Origin of the sequence: Streptomyces sp. NRRL S-337 (assembly GCF_000720175.1) — a bacterium.
Taxonomy (GTDB): domain Bacteria; phylum Actinomycetota; class Actinomycetes; order Streptomycetales; family Streptomycetaceae; genus Streptomyces; species Streptomyces siderophoricus.
Genome location: NZ_JOIX01000019.1, coordinates 76,367 through 93,783, shown reverse-complemented (window position 1 = coordinate 93,783; position 17,417 = coordinate 76,367). Strand labels below are relative to the sequence as shown.

Annotated in this window: 15 protein-coding genes; 11 read left to right on the top strand and 4 right to left on the bottom strand. The window is 72.5% G+C overall.

Going from position 1 to position 17,417, the window contains the following annotated elements; all coding sequences use genetic code 11:
- Window positions 1-60: 60 nt before the first annotated feature.
- The 6 genes from IG62_RS0116880 to IG62_RS0116855 all read left to right on the top strand — a co-directional run bounded on the left by IG62_RS0116880 (window position 61) and on the right by IG62_RS0116855 (window position 6,561).
- Complete coding sequence (locus IG62_RS0116880) at window positions 61-945, top strand: NTP transferase domain-containing protein (protein ID WP_030802936.1); 885 nt, start codon at window positions 61-63, stop codon at window positions 943-945.
- Entirely contained in the window at window positions 942-2,531 is a 1,590-nt protein-coding gene (locus IG62_RS0116875) for a molybdopterin molybdotransferase MoeA (RefSeq protein ID WP_037838449.1), read from the top strand. Before IG62_RS0116880 ends, IG62_RS0116875 begins: the two co-directional genes overlap by 4 nt.
- Complete coding sequence (locus IG62_RS0116870) at window positions 2,528-3,670, top strand: potassium channel family protein (RefSeq protein WP_030802930.1); 1,143 nt, start codon at window positions 2,528-2,530, stop codon at window positions 3,668-3,670. Before IG62_RS0116875 ends, IG62_RS0116870 begins: the two co-directional genes overlap by 4 nt.
- Before the next feature lie 104 nt (window positions 3,671-3,774).
- Window positions 3,775-4,752 carry an NAD(P)H-quinone oxidoreductase gene (locus tag IG62_RS0116865; RefSeq protein WP_030802927.1) on the top strand — a complete coding sequence of 326 codons (978 nt, stop codon included), beginning with the start codon at window positions 3,775-3,777 and terminating at the stop codon, window positions 4,750-4,752.
- A gap of 137 nt (window positions 4,753-4,889) precedes the next feature.
- A complete protein-coding gene (locus IG62_RS0116860) occupies window positions 4,890-5,753 on the top strand; it encodes a hypothetical protein (RefSeq protein ID WP_158795050.1) in 864 nt (287 codons plus the stop codon).
- Between the two features lie 244 nt (window positions 5,754-5,997).
- Window positions 5,998-6,561: a bacterial proteasome activator family protein gene (locus tag IG62_RS0116855; protein WP_030802922.1), complete on the top strand. Its 564-nt coding sequence runs from the start codon at window positions 5,998-6,000 to the stop codon at window positions 6,559-6,561.
- Between the two features lie 63 nt (window positions 6,562-6,624).
- Here the strand turns inward: IG62_RS0116855 and IG62_RS0116850 are convergent, their stop codons facing one another.
- Window positions 6,625-8,283 (bottom strand): protein kinase domain-containing protein, encoded by a 1,659-nt coding sequence (locus tag IG62_RS0116850; RefSeq protein WP_030802920.1) that lies wholly within the window; start codon window positions 8,281-8,283, stop codon window positions 6,625-6,627.
- 321 nt (window positions 8,284-8,604) lie between these two features.
- Here IG62_RS0116850 and IG62_RS0116845 point away from each other — a divergent pair, with 321 nt between their 5' ends.
- A complete protein-coding gene (locus IG62_RS0116845) occupies window positions 8,605-10,218 on the top strand; it encodes a protein kinase domain-containing protein (protein ID WP_030802917.1) in 1,614 nt (537 codons plus the stop codon).
- A 21-nt stretch (window positions 10,219-10,239) separates the two neighbouring features.
- Here the strand turns inward: IG62_RS0116845 and IG62_RS0116840 are convergent, their stop codons facing one another.
- The 3 genes from IG62_RS0116840 to IG62_RS0116830 form a co-directional block, all read right to left on the bottom strand.
- Window positions 10,240-11,283 (bottom strand): phosphotransferase, encoded by a 1,044-nt coding sequence (locus IG62_RS0116840; protein ID WP_030802915.1) that lies wholly within the window; start codon window positions 11,281-11,283, stop codon window positions 10,240-10,242.
- A 52-nt stretch (window positions 11,284-11,335) separates the two neighbouring features.
- Window positions 11,336-11,545 carry a hypothetical protein gene (locus tag IG62_RS0116835; protein ID WP_030802912.1) on the bottom strand — a complete coding sequence of 70 codons (210 nt, stop codon included), beginning with the start codon at window positions 11,543-11,545 and terminating at the stop codon, window positions 11,336-11,338.
- Between the two features lie 139 nt (window positions 11,546-11,684).
- Window positions 11,685-12,344, bottom strand: coding sequence for a response regulator (locus IG62_RS0116830; RefSeq protein WP_030802903.1), 660 nt, complete (start codon window positions 12,342-12,344; stop codon window positions 11,685-11,687).
- A gap of 327 nt (window positions 12,345-12,671) precedes the next feature.
- Between IG62_RS0116830 and pdhA the strand changes: the two genes are divergently transcribed.
- The 4 genes from pdhA to IG62_RS0116810 are packed head-to-tail and all read left to right on the top strand — an operon-like array spanning window position 12,672 to window position 17,394.
- Complete coding sequence (pdhA, locus tag IG62_RS0116825; RefSeq protein ID WP_030802900.1) at window positions 12,672-13,889, top strand: pyruvate dehydrogenase (acetyl-transferring) E1 component subunit alpha; 1,218 nt, start codon at window positions 12,672-12,674, stop codon at window positions 13,887-13,889.
- Between the two features lie 2 nt (window positions 13,890-13,891).
- Window positions 13,892-14,875, top strand: a complete 984-nt coding sequence (locus tag IG62_RS0116820) for an alpha-ketoacid dehydrogenase subunit beta (RefSeq protein WP_030802896.1) — start codon at window positions 13,892-13,894, stop codon at window positions 14,873-14,875.
- A gap of 23 nt (window positions 14,876-14,898) precedes the next feature.
- Window positions 14,899-16,380: a dihydrolipoamide acetyltransferase family protein gene (locus IG62_RS49555; RefSeq protein WP_030802893.1), complete on the top strand. Its 1,482-nt coding sequence runs from the start codon at window positions 14,899-14,901 to the stop codon at window positions 16,378-16,380.
- A gap of 6 nt (window positions 16,381-16,386) precedes the next feature.
- On the top strand, window positions 16,387-17,394 hold the full coding sequence (locus IG62_RS0116810) for a helix-turn-helix domain-containing protein (protein WP_078872046.1): 1,008 nt from the start codon (window positions 16,387-16,389) through the stop codon (window positions 17,392-17,394).
- Window positions 17,395-17,417: the final 23 nt, after the last annotated feature.

The window sequence follows — 17,417 nt, the reverse complement described above, 5'->3', positions numbered from 1 at the left end:
CCCGGAGGGGCACTGCGTAGGACCCTGTGTGAGCGCGCCGGGGCCGGCGATACTCAAGAGGTGAACGACCACACCGACCACGACGTGATCGTCCTGGCCGGCGGCGCGGCCCGGCGGCTCGGCGGGGCGGACAAGCCCGCCCTGTCCGTCGGCGGCCGCCCGCTCCTGGACCGGGTGCTCGCCGCCTGCCCCGATGCGGCCCGCGCCGTGGTCGTCGGCCCCGCCCGCCCGACCGCCCGCGCCGTGCTGCACGCCCGCGAGGACCCGCCGGGCGGGGGCCCGCTCGCCGCGCTGGACGCCGGCCTGCGGCACAGCACCGCCCCCACCGTGCTCGTGCTCTCCGCGGACCTGCCGTTCCTGACCGCCGCGACGGTACGCGGCCTGCTGGCGGCGGCCGCCGCCCCCGCGGAAGGGGCGCTGCTCCAGGACGCCTCGGGCCGCGACCAGCCGCTGGTGGCGGCCTACCGCGCCGAGCCGCTGCGCCGCGCGCTGGCGCGGGTCCGGGCCGCACACGGCACACCCGCCGGTCTGCCGCTGCGCGCCCTGCTGGACGGGCTGACGCTCGTCCGCGTCCCGGATCCCACGGACACCGCCGCCTTCGACTGCGACACCTGGGAAGACCTCGGCGCGGCGCGCGCCCGGATCAGGGAGCATGGACACGTGCTGGACGAATGGATCACCGCAGTCAAGGCCGAACTGGGCATCGACCTCGATGTCGACGTGGCGGCGCTTCTCGACCTCGCGCGGGACGCGGCGCACGGCGTGGCCCGCCCGGCCGCGCCGCTGACCACCTTCCTGATCGGGTACGCGGCGGGGCAACAGGGCCGGGACGTCAAGGAGCTGACCGACCGGGCCGCCGCCCTGGCGAACCGCTGGGCCGCGGAGGCCGAGGGGCCGGCCGGCCCCGGGGACGCCCCCGGCACCGGAACGAAGCCGGCGGGATGACCGACGGCGAGACCGGCGGGGCGTTCGGCGCCGCCCGGGACGACCGGCGCGGCGGCGACCCGTTCGAGGACGCGCTCGCACTGGCCAACCACACCCGCGCAGCGGCCACCGACCCGGCCCGGCGCCCGGAATCCGGCCCCGCCACCCCGTCCGTGGGCGGCCCGCCCACGGCGGCCTCCGGTGCCGCACCCACCGCGAACGGCGGCCACGACCCGGACGCCGCCGCCGGCCACCCGTCCGGACCTTCCGGCCCCGCGGATGACGGCCGGCCGCCGTCCCCCGCCCCGCGCCGCAGGCCGCCCGCCACGCCCTGGCAGCGCGCCCGCGACCTCGCCGCGCACGCCGTCCCCGGGCCGCCCGCGCCGGTGGCCACCCCGCTCGCCGCGGCGCTCGGCCGGACGCTCGCGGTGCCGCTGACCGCACTCACCGACCTGCCGTCGTTCGACACCTCGGCCATGGACGGCTGGGCGGTCTCCGGCCCCGGCCCCTGGCGCGTCGACCGGCCCGCGGGCACCGATGCTGCGGGCATCCTCGCCGGTCAGGCCCCTGCCGAGGCACTCCAGGACGGCCGTGCCATCGCGATCGCGACCGGTGCGCGCCTCCCGTCCGGCGCCACCGCCGTACTGCGCAGCGAGCACGGCGACGTACGCGAACTGCCCGGCGGCGGCCGGCAGCTGCACGCGCCGCGGCCGGTACCGCCGGGCCAGGACATCCGCCCGCGCGGCCAGGAGTGCCGCCGCGGTGACCACCTCCTGCCCGCCGGCGCGCTGGTGACCCCCGCCGTCCTCGGCCTGGCCGCCGCGGCCGGTTACGACGAGCTGACCGCCTACCCCCCGCCGCGGGCCGAAGTGTTCGTCCTGGGCGACGAGTTGCTGGACCACGGGCTGCCGCAGGCGGGCCGGATCCGGGACGCGCTCGGGCCGATGCTGGGCCCCTGGCTGCAGGCCCTCGGCGTGGTCGCGGCCGCTCCCCGTCACCTCGCCGACGACGCCGACACGCTGTACACGGCGCTGGCGGAGTCCACCGCCGATGTGGTGATCACCACCGGCGGCACGGCCGCCGGACCGGTCGACCATGTGCATCCGACCCTGCGCCGCCTCGGCGCCGAGGTGCTGGTGGACGGCGTGGCGGTGCGCCCCGGGCATCCGATGCTGCTGGCCCGGCTGGCCCCGCGCCGGCACCTCGTCGGTCTGCCCGGCAACCCCCTCGCCGCGGTGTCCGGGCTCTGCACGCTGGCCGAGCCGCTGCTGCGGGCGCTTGCCGCCCGCCGGCCGCCCGCCCCGTGCCGTACCCCGCTGACCGCGCCGGTGCACGGGCATCCGCACGACACCCGGCTCGTCCCGGTGGCCTACCGCGACGACGAGCGGTACGGCCTGACGGCCGAGCCGCTGCACTTCCACGGCCCGGCCATGCTGCGCGGGATCGCCGCCGCCGATGCGCTGGCGGTCGTCCCGCCCGGCGGCGCCCAGCGCGGCACCGAACTCGAACTCCTGGAACTCCCCTGGTCAGCGGGGTGGTCGGCGGGTGGGCCGGCGGACCGGGCCGCGCTCGGGGATCCGTTCGGACCGGCCGGAGGCGCCGCGTGAAGCTCCCCTCCCACGACAGCACGGCGCACGAGGTGCCCGAGGACCGCTCCCACCGCCTGATACTGCCGCGCCGGGCGCCGAAGGCGCCGCTGCGGCAGGTCGCCCGCCGGCTGATGATGGCGCTGCTGGTGCTGCTGGCGACGGTCTTCGTCGTCTGGATGGACCGCGACGAGTACCACGACAACGCCGACGGCGCGGTCGACCTGCTCGACTGCTTCTACTACGCGACCGTCACCCTCTCCACGACGGGCTACGGCGACATCGTCCCGTACGGCGACAGCGCGCGGTTGCTGAACATCCTGCTCATCACGCCGCTCCGCGTGCTCTTCCTGATCATCCTGGTCGGTACGACCCTGGAAGTGCTGACCGAACGCACCCGCGAGCAGTGGCACCTCAAACGCTGGAGAAACGCCGTGCGCGACCACACCGTCATCGTCGGCTACGGCACCAAGGGGCGGTCCGCCGTGCAGACCCTCCGGGCGACCGGCGTCGGGCGCGACCGCATCGTCATCGTCGACCCCAGCACCAAGGTGATCGAGGCGGCGGTGGCCGAAGGATTCGCCGGGGTCGTCGGCGACGCGACCCGCAGCGATGTGCTGCTGCGGGCCGAGCTCCAGCGCGCCCGGCAGGTCGTCATCGCCACCCAGCGCGACGACACCGCCGTGCTCGTCTCGTTGACCGCCCGCCAGCTCAACAAGCGGGCCCACATCGTCGCGGCGGTGCGGGAGGAGGAGAACGCCCCGCTGCTGCGGCAGTCCGGCGCCGACGCGGTGATCACCTCGGCCAGCGCGGCCGGCCGGCTGCTGGGACTCTCCGTGCACAGCCCCAGCGCGGGCGCGGTCATCGAGGACCTGATCCAGCAGGGCAGCGGCCTGGACCTGATCGAACGCCCGGTGGTGAAGGCCGAGGTGGGCAGGTCCGTACGCGAGACCGACGACCTGGTCGTGTCCGTGCTGCGCGGCCACCGGCTGCTCGGCTACGACGACCCGGAGGCCAGCCCGCTGCAGAGCACGGACCGGCTGATCACCATCGTCCGGGCGGCCGTGTCGGACGAGTCGGACCTGCCCGCCAAGCAGTCGGCGCGGCCGACGCTGCCGGGCACCACCGTCTCCCCGATGCGCCGGCTGGACGGCGAATGACGGCCCGTTAACCCGCTCCGACATGCGGCGGTGTGACGACGCGTCCGTGGTCACCGGCCCCCGTGCCATCGCTCTGTCCGCGGACGGCGAGTAGCCTCGCGCCCATGCGAGCGATCACTATCCCGGAGCCCGGTGGCCCCGAAGCACTTGTCTGGACGGATGTGCCCGACCCGCAGCCCGGCGAGGGCGAGGTCCTGATCGAGGTCGCGGCCAGCGCCGTGAACCGCGCCGACCTGCTCCAGCGGCAGGGCTTCTACGACCCGCCGCCCGGAGCCTCGGCGTACCCGGGGCTGGAGTGCTCGGGACGCATCAGCGCGGTCGGCCCGGGCGTGCACGGCTGGGCGGTCGGCGACGAGGTGTGCGCGCTGCTGGCGGGCGGCGGCTACGCGGAGAAGGTCGCGGTGCCGGCCGGGCAGGTGCTGCCGGTGCCGCCCGGCCTGGACCTGGTCACGGCTGCCGCGCTGCCCGAGGTGACCTGCACGGTCTGGTCCAACGTCTTCATGATCGCCCACCTGCGGCCCGGCGAGACGCTGCTGGTCCACGGCGGCGCGAGCGGCATCGGCACGATGGCGATCCAGCTCGCCAAGGCCGTCGGGGCGCGGGTCGCGGTCACCGCGGGCGGCCCCGAGAAGCTGGCCCGCTGCGCGGAGCTCGGCGCGGACATCCTGATCGACTACCGCGAGCAGGACTTCGTCCAGGAGATCCGCAAGGCCACCGACGGCAAGGGCGCGGACGTCATCCTCGACATCATCGGCGCGAAGTACCTGCAGCGGAACGTGAAGGCGCTGGCGGTCAGCGGGCGACTTGCGATCATCGGGCTGCAGGGCGGGGTGAAGGCGGAGCTGAACCTCGCCGCGCTGATGGCCAAGCGCGCCGCGATCACCGGCGCCGGGTTGCGCGCCCGCCCGCTGAGTGAGAAGGCGGCCATCGTCGCGGCCGTACGCGAGCACGTCTGGCCGCTGATCGGCAACGGCCAGGTCCGGGCGATCGTGGACCGTACGCTCCCGATGGCCGAGGCCGCGGAGGCGCACCGCGTCGTGGACGCGAGTGTGCACGTCGGCAAGGTCGTGCTGACCGTCTGAACCGGCCGCTGCGGCCTTCCGGATCACCCCTCCCGGGCCGTCGGCGGATAACCCGGCGGACAGTCCCAAGATGCCGTGCATCTGATCACATGTGACGCTGGGCTGGTCACCCGACGGCTCGGCACGGGAGGGGCACCGTGGTCGCTCCAGGTTTCCGTTCGCGCATTGCCAGCAGTCTTTTGGTCGCCGCCGTCGTCCTGCCCGTTCCGTTGGGAGCCGTACCCGCGGCGGCCGCGGACCGGCAGGCCACACCGGTGGACCGCTCACCGCAGCTCGTCCGGCCGGGCGATTCGCCGGACGACGACGTGCCGGAGGAGTTCCGGCCCGAGATGCTCGGGGCGGATGCCTTCGCCGCCGAGGACTTCGGGAGCGATCTGCCGCAGGTCGAGGACCCGTTCGCGCCGGGCCGGGGCCACGCCGGCCACCCGGGGGCTCCGGCCCGCTTCCGCGAGCTCCCGGACGGCTTTCCCGGCTTCCCGTACGACATGGCGGGCTATCCGCGCCGGGTGCCGCACCACCACCCGGGCCGCTGGCACGGCCGGTGGCACCACCACCCCCACTCGTTCGGTCCGGGCTTCCACGGGGCCGGCCCGGGCAGTGCGGAGTTCGCGGGCCGCGGCCCCTCCCGGAAGGCGATGCCGGACGATCCGTCCGACTCCGACCGCGCCCACGCGCTGCCCGGCCGTCGCGATCCGGTGAAACGGCATGTCCCGGCGGAGGCCGTATCCGACACCGCACCCTCGCACTCCACCCCGTCGCACCGCGTCAGGACGGCGGACCGGCACAGCCCTCGCTCGTACGAAACGCTGCCGCCGCTCCCGTCGCCCACCGTCCCCGAGGACGCGACCACCGGCACCACGGACGGGGACGGGGACACGGTCCGCCCGTACGCCCTGGAGTCCCCGACGGCACCGGTCGAGCGGGTGCTGCCGATGGGTGCGGGTCTGGCGCTGACGGGCCTGGGTCTGGCGTTCCTGGGTCTGCGACTTCGCCGCCGCTGAGGCCGCAGCTTTCCTGCCTCCTCGTTTCACGTGAAACGAGGAGGCAGGAACGCCACACCGTTTCACGTGAAACGCTCCCGGTTGTTTCACGTGAAACGGTGGAAACGGTTGGCGTGGTTTCACGTGAAACAGCGCGAATCCGTGGTTTCACGTGAAACACCGGGGATCGGGTCCCCCGGAAAGGTGGATCACGTTCTCCCGGGGGCAACACCGTCGAGAAGCCCTCGTACGAGAGAATGGCGGCATGGATATGCCGATGAACGAACGGTCGCAGGAGAACCCGCACGTCCTGGTTGTCGGCCCGGACGGCATGGCGCTCGGCAGCGCCGGCTCCGGCGGCGGGGACGACGGCAACGAGCCCCGCGAGGTCCCGGTGACGGACATGGTCGAACAGCCTGCGAAGGTCATGCGCATCGGCAGCATGATCAAGCAGCTGCTGGAAGAGGTGAAAGCCGCTCCTCTCGATGAGGCCAGCCGGGTCAGGCTCAAGGAGATCCACGCCAGCTCGGTGAAGGAGCTGGAGGACGGGCTGGCGCCCGAACTGGTGGAGGAGCTGGAGCGGCTGTCGCTGCCGTTCACCGATGAGTCGGTGCCCACGGAGGCGGAGCTGCGGATCGCCCAGGCGCAGCTGGTGGGCTGGCTGGAGGGGCTGTTCCACGGCATCCAGACCGCGCTGTTCGCCCAGCAGATGGCCGCCCGCGCCCAGCTGGAGTCGATGCGCCGGGCCCTGCCGCCCGGTGTCCTGCCCACGGAGGGCGACGAGGGCAAGCCCGGCCACGGCGGCGCCCGCTCGGGCCCGTACCTCTGACCGTATGCACGAGGGGCCGGCACGCGAGATGCGTGCCGGCCCCTTCTGTATGCGGTGCGACCGTCAGCCGCTGCGACCGGTGGAGATGGTCAGCTCGATCGTGGCGTCCTTGGTCGGGTACCACCAGCTGATGGCGGCCGGGGACTGATCCGTGACGGTGTTCTTGCCCCAGATCGCGCTGTCCTCTTCCTTGACGATCTTGTACTTCCAGCCGGCCGCCTTGATGCACTCCTTCACCGAGTCCAGGTTCTTGAACCGGAACGACGGGAAGAGGATCTTGCGCTTGTCGGCGTAGCTCTTGGTCGGGTTGGTGCACTCGGACGTCAGGATCGTCGCCGTCTTGTCCTCGGGGCGGACGCTCTCGGTGGGCGAAGCGGAGTAGCTGGACGGGGTGACGTCGCCGCCGGTGTCGTCGGTGGAACCGGCGCTCAGACCGATGCCGATCGCTATCGCGGTGACCACGACGACACCGACGATCGCCGAGACCACGATCACCGGGGTGTTGTTCTTCCGCCCGCCGGGCCCGCCGGCCGACGGCATCGAGGCGGTGATCGGCGGCGGGGGCGGGGTGTACGCCGGCGGAGCCTGGTACCCGCCCGCGTTGAACGGCGCCGGGCCCGGGACCGGACCGGGGGCCGGCGTCGGGTAGACGTTGTTCGGCGGCGGGGGCGTCTGCGGGCCGTAGCCGACCGCCTGCGTCGGCTGGTAGGGCTGCTGGACGTTCGGCGGGACCGGCGTCTGCGGGTTTCCGGAGGCGGTGGGGAAGACCGCCGAGGACACCGAGGAGCCGCTGGTGCGCGCCCGCGGGCCCTCGCCGATGATCAGCGGGGTGGCACCGGACTGGCCGGACCCGGCGATCCGCAGACACTCGTCCCGCATCGCCTCGGCGGTCGGGAACCGTTCGTTGGGGTTCTTCTTCAGCGCCCGGGCCACCAGCGCGTCCACGGCCGGCGGCAGCGAGCGGTTGATGCTCGACGGGACCGGCGGCTCTTCCTGGACGTGGGCGTAGGCGATGGCGAGCGGGGAGTCCGCGTCGAACGGCAGCTGGCCGGTCAGCAGCTCGAAGAGCATGATGCCGACGGAGTACAGGTCGGAGCGGGCGTCCACCCCGCGGCCCAGCGCCTGCTCGGGGGAGAGGTACTGCGGGGTGCCGACCACCATGCCGGTCTGGGTCATGGACGTCACGCCGGACTGCATGGCGCGGGCGATACCGAAGTCCATGACCTTGACGACGCCGCGCTTGTTCAGCATGACGTTGCCGGGCTTGATGTCGCGGTGGACCAGGCCCATCTCGTGGCTGACTTCCAGCGCCGCGAGCACATCGGCGGTGATCTTCAGGGCCTTTTCGGTCGGCATCGCGCCGTGCTGGGCGATGTCGGCGTCGAGGTCGGAGCGCAGCGGCTGGCCCGCGACGTACTCCATGACGATGTACGGCACCATGCCGCCGTCGAGCTCGTCCTCGCCGGAGTCGAAGACCGAGACGATATTGGTGTGCGTGAGCTTCGCCACTGACTGCGCCTCACGGCGGAAGCGCTCGCGGAAGGCCTGCTCGCGGCCGAGCTCGGTGTGCAGTGTCTTGATCGCGACGTCGCGGTCGAGCACGGTGTCGTGCGCGAGGTGCACGGATGCCATTCCACCGGCCCCGAGAAGATCACGAAGCTGGTAACGTCCTCCGCCGACCGAACGGCCCTCGAATTGGCCCTGAGCGCCGTCCTGGCTCATCGTTCCGCTTCCCCCTAGGCGCACGGCGCACTACCCGTACGTATAGCGATCAAAATCTGGAATTCCGGAGCCAAGTGTGCCCCAGGGCCCGGACACGTCAAGCTGTGTGCCCGTTCCGTGACCAGATGTGCAAGATCCGGTCACGGACCTGAGACGTTCGGCACCCTGAATCACCGGGGGTGAACTTGCGATGTCAGGCGAACGGCGGGTTTGATGGCCGGTCCACGACGGACCGGTGGGTGCCGCGGAACCTGTAGCGTGCTCTAGCGAAGACCGATGACCTTACCGCTCTCGGGCGGATCGATTCGACGGCGAGGACCGATGGCACCGACGCAGAGCCCCCAGGGCCCGTCCGATCCTGAGGCCACCGGCTCCCGTGTCCCCGACGCACCGGAGATGTGGGGCAACGGCGGCCTGGTCGGCGACGGCCGGTACCGGCTCACGCGGCGCCTCGGGCGCGGCGGCATGGCGGAGGTGTTCGCCGCCGAGGACGTGCGCCTCGGCCGCACCGTGGCCGTGAAGCTGCTGCGCGCCGACCTCGCCGAGGACCCGGTGTCCAAGGCCCGCTTCACCCGCGAGGCACAGTCCGTGGCCGGTCTGAACCACCACGCGGTGGTCGCGGTCTACGACTCCGGTGAGGACCTGGTCGGCGGCAACACCGTGCCGTACATCGTGATGGAGCTGGTCGAGGGCCACACCATCCGTGATCTGCTGCTGAACGCCGACGCCCCGCCGCCGGACCAGGCGCTGATCATCGTCTCGGGCGTGCTGGAGGCGCTGGCCTACAGCCACCAGCACGGCATCGTGCACCGTGACATCAAGCCCGCGAACGTGATCATCACGAACAGCGGCGCCGTGAAGGTCATGGACTTCGGCATCGCCCGCGCCCTGCACGGCGCGCAGTCCACGATGACCCAGACCGGCATGGTCATGGGTACGCCCCAGTACCTCTCTCCTGAGCAGGCGCTCGGCAAGACCGTCGACACCCGTTCCGACCTCTACGCCACCGGCTGTCTGCTGTACGAACTCCTCGCGCTGCGGCCGCCGTTCACCGGCGAGACCCCGCTCTCGGTCGTCTACCAGCACGTCCAGGACATGCCGGTGCCGCCCTCCGAGGTCGCCGAGGGCGTGCCGCCGGAGCTGGACGGCCTGGTCATGCGGTCGCTGGCCAAGGACCCCGACGACCGGTTCCAGACCGCCGAGGAGATGCGCGGGCTGGTCCAGTACTCGCTGCAGATGCTGCAGGAGCAGGGCGGGCACACCGGCACCTGGAACACCGGCCCGGTGGTCATGCACGAGGGCGGTCACTCGCCGTCCATGGGGACCGCCGCGACCACCGCGCTGCCGCACCCGGACGCCGGCCACACCACGGCGCAGCCGATCCTCACGCACGGGATGCGGGAGGATGACGGCGGCTTCGAGGGCGGGCCCCGCCCGGCCAGGGGCGGCCGCGGCAAGGTCTGGCTGATCGCGGCGCTCGCACTGATCGCCATCGCGGTCGGGGTGGCCTTCGCGCTGCAGAACACCAAGGACCCGGGCCGTCAGCACGAGACGCACACCACGCAGTCGCCGACGCCGAAGAAGCACAAGGAGACCAGCGAGCCGACGACCGAGGAGCCGACCACTCCGGAGACCCAGCCGGAGGGCACCGGCGGCGACAGCGGTTCGTACACCCAGGCGCCGACGACGCCGCCGAGCACCCCGCCGAGCTCCGAGCCGCCGACCTCGCAGCCGCCGACGACCGAGGAGCCGACCACCGAGCCGCCCACCGACACCACCGGTGGCACGGCCGACGGTGGCACCGCGGACGGTGGGACGGCCGACGGCGGTACCGCGGACGGCGGGACGGCCGACGGCGGCTCGACGGCCGGGGCGGACAGCGGGGCGTCCTCGGGCGCGGACAGCGGCGCCACGCTGGGCACGACCGGCGGCTGACCGGCCGCGCGCCGTAACGGGTCAGCGGGTGAACGCGTCGCGCACGGCGCGGTATTCGCGGGTCCACCACACCGCCAGCGCGGCCGCCGCCGGGAATTGCGGATCGGTGCGGCGGTCGCCGAGCTGGTAGCGCCAGGTGAGCATCCAGAAGTCGTTCAGCCGCTCCCACCACACCCGGTGGACGGCCGCGGCGAGTTCGTCGGCGCCGGCCCCGCAGGCGCTGCGGTAGGCACCGGCGTACGCCGCGACCTTGGCCAGGTCCAGGGTGCCGCAGGGGCGTACGAAGAAGATCGCGGCGGCGCGCACCGCCTCCTCGGCGCGGGGTTGGACGCCCAGCCGGTCCCAGTCGACGATCGCGGTCGGCTCGCTGCCGCGGTAGAGCACGTTCAGCGGGTGGAAGTCGCCGTGTACCCAGCCGGCGGCGGGCTCCGCGCCGGGTGCGGGGCGTCGGTGCACCTGCCGTTCCAGGAGGGCCCGACGCTCCAGCAGCCGGTGCTCGGCGAGCTCGTCGAAGCTGGTGCGCGGGCGGGCGCAGCGGGCCAGGTCCAGCAGCTCGTCGATGGTCTCGAAGGTCCGCTCGGGGTCGGCGCCGGCGTCCGCGCAGGGCAGTCGGGGCGGAGGCGGTTCGTCCGCCATGACCTGTGCCAGCGCGGTGTGCACGAGCCCGAGCAGGGCGCCGAGCCGGCGGGACTGGCCGGCGGTCAGCGCGGCCCCGCTCAGGTGCCGCCCCTCGACCCAGGGGTGCAGCGCGTAGCAGCGGCCGTCGAGGACGGTGACGGTGCGGCCGTCGGCGTCGGCGACGGGCGGGGCGACCGGCAGGCCGAGCGCGGCGAGCCGCCGGGTGGCGCGGTGCTGGCGGGTGAGCGCGGCCAGGTCGCCGTCGAGGTGGTGCTTGAGGAAGTAGCGGCCGCGGGTGGTGGCGAGGAAGTAGCCGTGGTTGAGCAGGCCCTCGGCGACGGGTTCGCAGGACAGCGGCGCGCCGGCGCCGGTGTAGTGGCGGAGCAGGGATCCGAGGGCGTCTTTGTCGGGCGTCGCCGCCGTCCGGACTACAGATGAGCGCAGCACGCGCCAGATGTTAGATCAACTACACCTATGCGGGTGGGGGTATCGGAAAGCCTCACCCTGAGTGAGCGAGGTCGAGGGCCGGCACCTCGGTGAGGTGGTGCAGGGTGACGAACTCCGGCTCGACGCGCAGGAAGACGGGATCGAAGGGCACCCCGTCGGGCAGGGTGACGGTGGTGAAGGGCAGCGCCCGCCGACTGGCCGAGACCCGCCCGTAGGGGGTGCGGCCGAGCAGCTCGATGGCACGGTGGTGGTCGGTGGGCACGCCGCCACCCTGCCGGTCGGGGCGGGCAGGCAACAGGATCCAGCAGCCTTGAACGAACGGGACGATGGTCCTGAATCGCCATGACCCGGGCGGCCGGAGTGGTGGCAGCTCGCGGCGCGGCCGTCCCGTAACCCGTCGGTCAGCGGCGCTCCGCCTGCCGGCGCGCCACATAGGCGGCGGCCTGGGAGCGGCGCTCCATGCCGAGCTTGGAGAGCAGGCTGGAGACGTAGTTCTTGATGGTCTTCTCGGCGAGGTGGAGGCGCTCCCCGATGGCGCGGTTGGTCAGGCCCTCGCCGATCAGGTCGAGGATCCTGCGCTCCTGCTCGGTCAGGCTCGCCAGCCGGTCGTCCCCCTTGGCGGCGTTGCCGTCGCGCAGCCGCTCCAGTACGCGGGCGGTGGCCACGGGGTCGAGCAGCGACTTGCCGGCGGCCACGTCACGGACGGCGGAGAGCAGTTCGTTCCCCCGGATGGCCTTGAGGACATAACCGGATGTACCGGCCATAATCGCATCGAAGAGTGCCTCGTCGTCCGCGAAGGAGGTGAGCATCAGGCACTTGATGTCCGGATTCTGTGAACGGATCTCCCGGCAGACCTCGACCCCGCTGCCGTCCGGCAGCCGGACGTCCAGCACGGCCACGTCGGGACGCGTCGCAGGGATCCTCACCAGGGCATCTGCGGCGGTGCCGGCCTCGCCGACCACCTCGATGTCCGCCTCGACCGCGAGCATTTCGTGGACCCCGCGGCGGACGACTTCATGGTCGTCGAGCAGAAATACCGTGATTTTTCCGTCTTCGGGCACGGGCTCAGTCTCACACATCAAGTCTTCCCGTGCTCCAGGTCACCGATATAACGTGCCGTTGTCCCGGCGGCCTGCAACGCTGTGACCAGGAGTTGTTCCAGCCTTCGTGATTTTACTTGGAAATCCAAGCAAAATCGCAGGTCAGCGCCGTTTCCACTTCGGCTTTGACAATGGGTAACGTGCAATGAGCAGGCCACTGTCCGGGAGCTTTGTTCCACCCGGATCCGGCCGCGTTCGCACACACCCCGTGCGCCGTATCGGATACCGGGTGAGCCGCAATACGGCCACCGGCGGACCCCGGGGGCCGGACAGACGGAGGAGCAGCACGTGACCGTGGAAGGCACTGCGCAGCGGAAAAACACCCGCGGCGGCAGCAAGCGCACCACCGCCAAAAAGGCGACGCCGGCCAAGAAGGCGTCCCCGGCCAAGGCCCGTCCCAACGGCCGAGCCGACGAGGCGGAGCAGGATCAGCTCGTACAACTGCTGACCCCGGAAGGGAAGCGGGTCGAGCACCCGGACTACGCCATCGACCTTTCCCCCGAAGAACTGCGCGGCCTCTACCGCGACATGGTGCTGACGCGGAAGTTCGACGCCGAGGCGACCACCCTCCAGCGCCAGGGCGAGCTGGGCCTGTGGGCCTCGCTGCTGGGCCAGGAGGCGGCCCAGATCGGCTCCGCCCGTGCCCTGCGTGACGACGACTACGTCTTCCCGACGTACCGCGAGCACGGCGTGGCCTGGTGCCGCGGGGTCGACCCGACGAATCTGCTGGGCATGTTCCGTGGCGTCAACAACGGCGGCTGGGACCCGAACAGCAACAACTTCCACCTCTACACCATCGTGATCGGTTCGCAGACGCTGCACGCGACCGGCTATGCGATGGGTGTCCAGAAGGACGGCACGGATTCCGCGGTCATCGCGTATTTCGGTGACGGTGCCTCCAGCCAGGGCGATGTCGCGGAATCCTTCACGTTCTCCGCGGTGTACAACGCCCCCGTCGTGTTCTTCTGCCAGAACAATCAGTGGGCCATTTCCGAACCCACCGAGAAGCAGACCCGGGTGCCGCTCTACCAGCGTGCCCGCGGTTTCGGATTCCCCGGCGTACGGGTCGACGGCAACGACGTGCTGGCCTGTCTCGCGGTGACCAAGGCGGCGCTGGAGCGGGCGCGCACCGGCCAGGGCCCGATGCTGATCGAGGCGTTCACGTACCGGATGGGCGCGCACACCACCTCCGACGACCCGACGCGCTACCGCGGGGACGAGGAGCGGGTGGCCTGGGAGGCCAAGGACCCGATCCTGCGGCTGCGGACGTACCTGGAGGCCGAGGGCCTGGTCGACGAGGCGTTCCTCGCGGCCATCGACGAGGAGAGCGAGGCCCTGGGCAAGCGGGTCCGCGACGCGGTACGCGCCATGCCGGACCCGGACACCATGGCGATCTTCGAGAATGTCTATGCCGACGGGCACGCGCTCGTCGATGAGGAGCGCGCGCAGTTCGCCGCGTACCAGGCGTCGTTCGTCGATGCCGATGTCCTGGCGGAGGGGAACTGACCATGGCCGTCCACGAGAAGATCACCATCGCCAAGGCGATCAACGCCTCGCTCCGCGCCTCCATGGACGCCGACCCCAAGGTCCTCGTCATGGGCGAGGACGTCGGCAAGCTCGGCGGCGTCTTCCGGGTCACCGACGGGCTGCAGAAGGACTTCGGAGAGGACCGGGTGATCGACACTCCGCTCGCCGAGTCGGGAATCGTCGGCACCGCGATCGGCCTGGCGCTGCGCGGCTACCGCCCGGTCGTCGAGATCCAGTTCGACGGCTTCGTCTTCCCTGCCTACGACCAGATCGTCACCCAGCTCGCCAAGATGCACGCCCGCGCGCTGGGCAAGATCAAGGTGCCGGTCGTCATCCGCATCCCGTACGCGGGCGGCATCGGTGCGGTCGAGCACCACTCCGAGTCCCCCGAGGCGCTGTTCGCGCACGTCGCGGGCCTCAAGATCGTCACTCCCTCGAACTCCTCCGACGCCTACTGGATGCTCCAGCAGGCCATCGCGGGTGACGACCCGGTCATCTACTTCGAACCCAAGCGGCGCTACCACGACAAGTCGCGGCTGGACACCGAGTCGATCCCGGACCCGCTGCACAAGGCCCGGATCACCCAGAGCGGCTCGGACCTGACGCTGGCCGCCTACGGCCCGATGGTGAAGGTCTGCCTGGACGTCGCCAAGGTCGCGGCCGAGGAGGGCAAGTCCGTCGAGGTCGTCGACCTGCGCTCGCTCTCCCCGATCGACTTCGACACCCTGCAGTCGTCGGTGCAGAAGACCGGGCGCCTGGTCGTCGTCCACGAGGCGCCGGTGTTCTTCGGTGCGGGCGCGGAGATCGCCGCCCGGATCACCGAACGGTGCTTCTACCACCTGGAGGCCCCGGTCCTGCGCGTCGGCGGCTTCCACGCCCCGTACCCGCCCTCCCGGCTGGAGGACGAGTACCTTCCGGGTCTGGACCGGGTGCTCGACGCCGTCGACCGTGCGCTGGCGTACTGAGGGTTTGAGGAGAGTTCGGAACCATGACTACAGGCACCGCCAACGCCCAGCGCTTCCGCGAGTTCAAGATGCCCGACGTGGGCGAGGGGCTCACCGAGGCCGAGATCCTCAAGTGGTACGTCCAGCCCGGTGACACCGTCACCGACGGCCAGGTCGTGTGTGAGGTCGAAACCGCCAAGGCCGCCGTCGAACTGCCCATCCCCTACACCGGGGTGGTGCACGAGCTGCGCTTCGGCGAGGGCGTCACCGTCGACGTCGGCACCGCCATCATCGCGGTGGACACCGACCCGGGCGCGGGACCGGCCGAGGCCCCCGCGACCGCGAGCACGCCGCAGGAGGCCGCACCGTCCGAGGAGGACGCCGAGCCGCAGGGCCGGCAGGCGGTCCTGGTCGGCTACGGCGCCGCGCCGTCCTCGACCAAGCGCCGGGCGCGCAAGCCGCAGGCCGGTGTGCCGGCCCAGCCGGAGCCGGTGAAGGCCGCGCTCCAGGCCGAGCTGAACGGACGGCCCGCGGCGCAGCCGGCCGCTCCCGTCGCACCGCAGCCGGTCGCGCCGGTGACGCCGGACGCCCGGCCCGTGGGCGGTGGGACCGCCGGGCGGCCGCTGGCCAAGCCGCCGGTGCGCAAGCTCGCCAAGGACCTCGGCATCGACCTGGCGACCGTCTCCCCGACCGGGCCGGACGGCATCATCACCCGCGAGGACGTGCACGCGGCCGCCGCCCCGGCACCGGCGCAGGCACCGGCCGTGGAGGCTCCCGCCGCGCGAGCCGCCGCTCCCGTGGTGACCGGTGTCGTGGACGCCGCGGCCCGCGAGCGGCGGGTGCCGGTCAAGGGCGTACGCAAGGCCACCGCGCAGGCGATGGTGGCCAGCGCCTTCACCGCGCCGCACGTCACGGAGTTCATCACCGTCGACGTGACCCGCACGATGAAGCTCGTCCAGGAACTGAAGCAGGACCCGGACATGGCCGGCCTGCGGGTCAACCCGCTGCTGATCGTCGCCAAGGCCCTCCTGGTCGCCCTCAAGCGGCACCCGGAGGTCAATGCGTCCTGGGACGAGGCGAACCAGGAGATCGTCTACAAGGACTATGTGAACCTCGGCATCGCGGCGGCCACCCCGCGGGGGCTGATCGTCCCCAACATCAAGGACGCCGGGTCCAAGACGCTTCCGCAACTCGCCGAGGAACTGGGCGAATTGGTCGCCACCGCCCGCGAGGGCAAGACCTCTCCGGCGGCCATGAGCGGTGGCACCGTCACCATCACCAACGTCGGTGTCTTCGGCGTCGACTCCGGTACGCCGATCCTCAACCCGGGGGAGTCGGCGATCCTCGCCGTCGGGGCGATCAAGCTCCAGCCCTGGGTGCACAAGGGCAAGGTGAAGGCGCGCCAGGTCACCACCCTCGCGCTGTCCTTCGACCACCGTCTCGTCGACGGTGAGCTGGGCTCCAAGCTGCTCGCGGATATCGCGGCGGTGCTGGAGCGACCGAAGCGGCTGATCACCTGGGGCTGACCAGGGATGCAGGGCCGGTCGGGCAAGGGCGTCGTTTCACGTGAAACGGCGCCTGGGGCCGGGGGCGGTGTTTCACGTGAAACACCGCCCCACCCCCACGCCGGGCCGGCCCGCCCTCATGCCAGGGGCGCGCCCGCTGCCGTCCCGTCCGCTGCCGTCGACGAGCAGCTGATCGCCCGGCCCGCGCCCGCGCTCCGGCCGTACGTCAGCTCCTACGTCGCATACCGGCAGGCCGGGGTCCCGCCCGCCCTCCACCGCGGGCTGCCCTCGCCCCGGCTGACCCTGATCTTCACCCTCGACGAACCGCTCACCCTGGCCGGCCACCCGGACCCCGGTCAGGCCCCCGGCAGCTACGTCACCCTCCTCGGCGGATTGCACACCCGTCCCGCGCTGATCACCCATCAGGGCCGCCAGTCGGGCATCCAGCTCGGTCTGCACCCGCTGGGCGCCCGGGCGCTGCTGGGTCTGCCGGCCGGTGAGCTGGCCGGTCTCGATCTCCCCGCGGAGGCGGTGCTCGGGCCGCGGGGCCGGGACATCGCCGAGCGGTTGCGGGCGGCCGCCGGCTGGCCGGAACGGTTCGCGCTGCTGGACGCCCATCTGCTGCGGTGGCTGGACCGGGAGCCGGGTGGTGCGGGGCCCGCCCCGGTGCCCGAGGTCGCCCGCGCCTGGCAGCTGCTGACCGCCTCCCGGGGCGCCGTACCGGTCGCGGCGCTCGCCGCCGACATCGGCTGGAGCGCCCGCCATCTGACCGCCCGCTTCCGGCAGGAAACCGGTCTGACGCCCAAGACCGCCGCCCGGGTCATCCGTTTCGACCGCGCACGACGACGGCTGGGCGCCGCGGCCCGTACCGGCTCGCCCCCGCTCCTCGCCGAACTGGCCGCCGACTGCGGCTACTTCGACCAGGCGCACCTCGCCCGGGAGTTCCGCTCGCTGGCCGGCTGTCCGCCCAGCCGGTGGCTCGCCGAGGAGTTCCGAAACGTCCAAGCCCCGGCGGACGGCTGCGCGAAAGGCTGAGGCCGGCGGCCCACCCGGGGCCG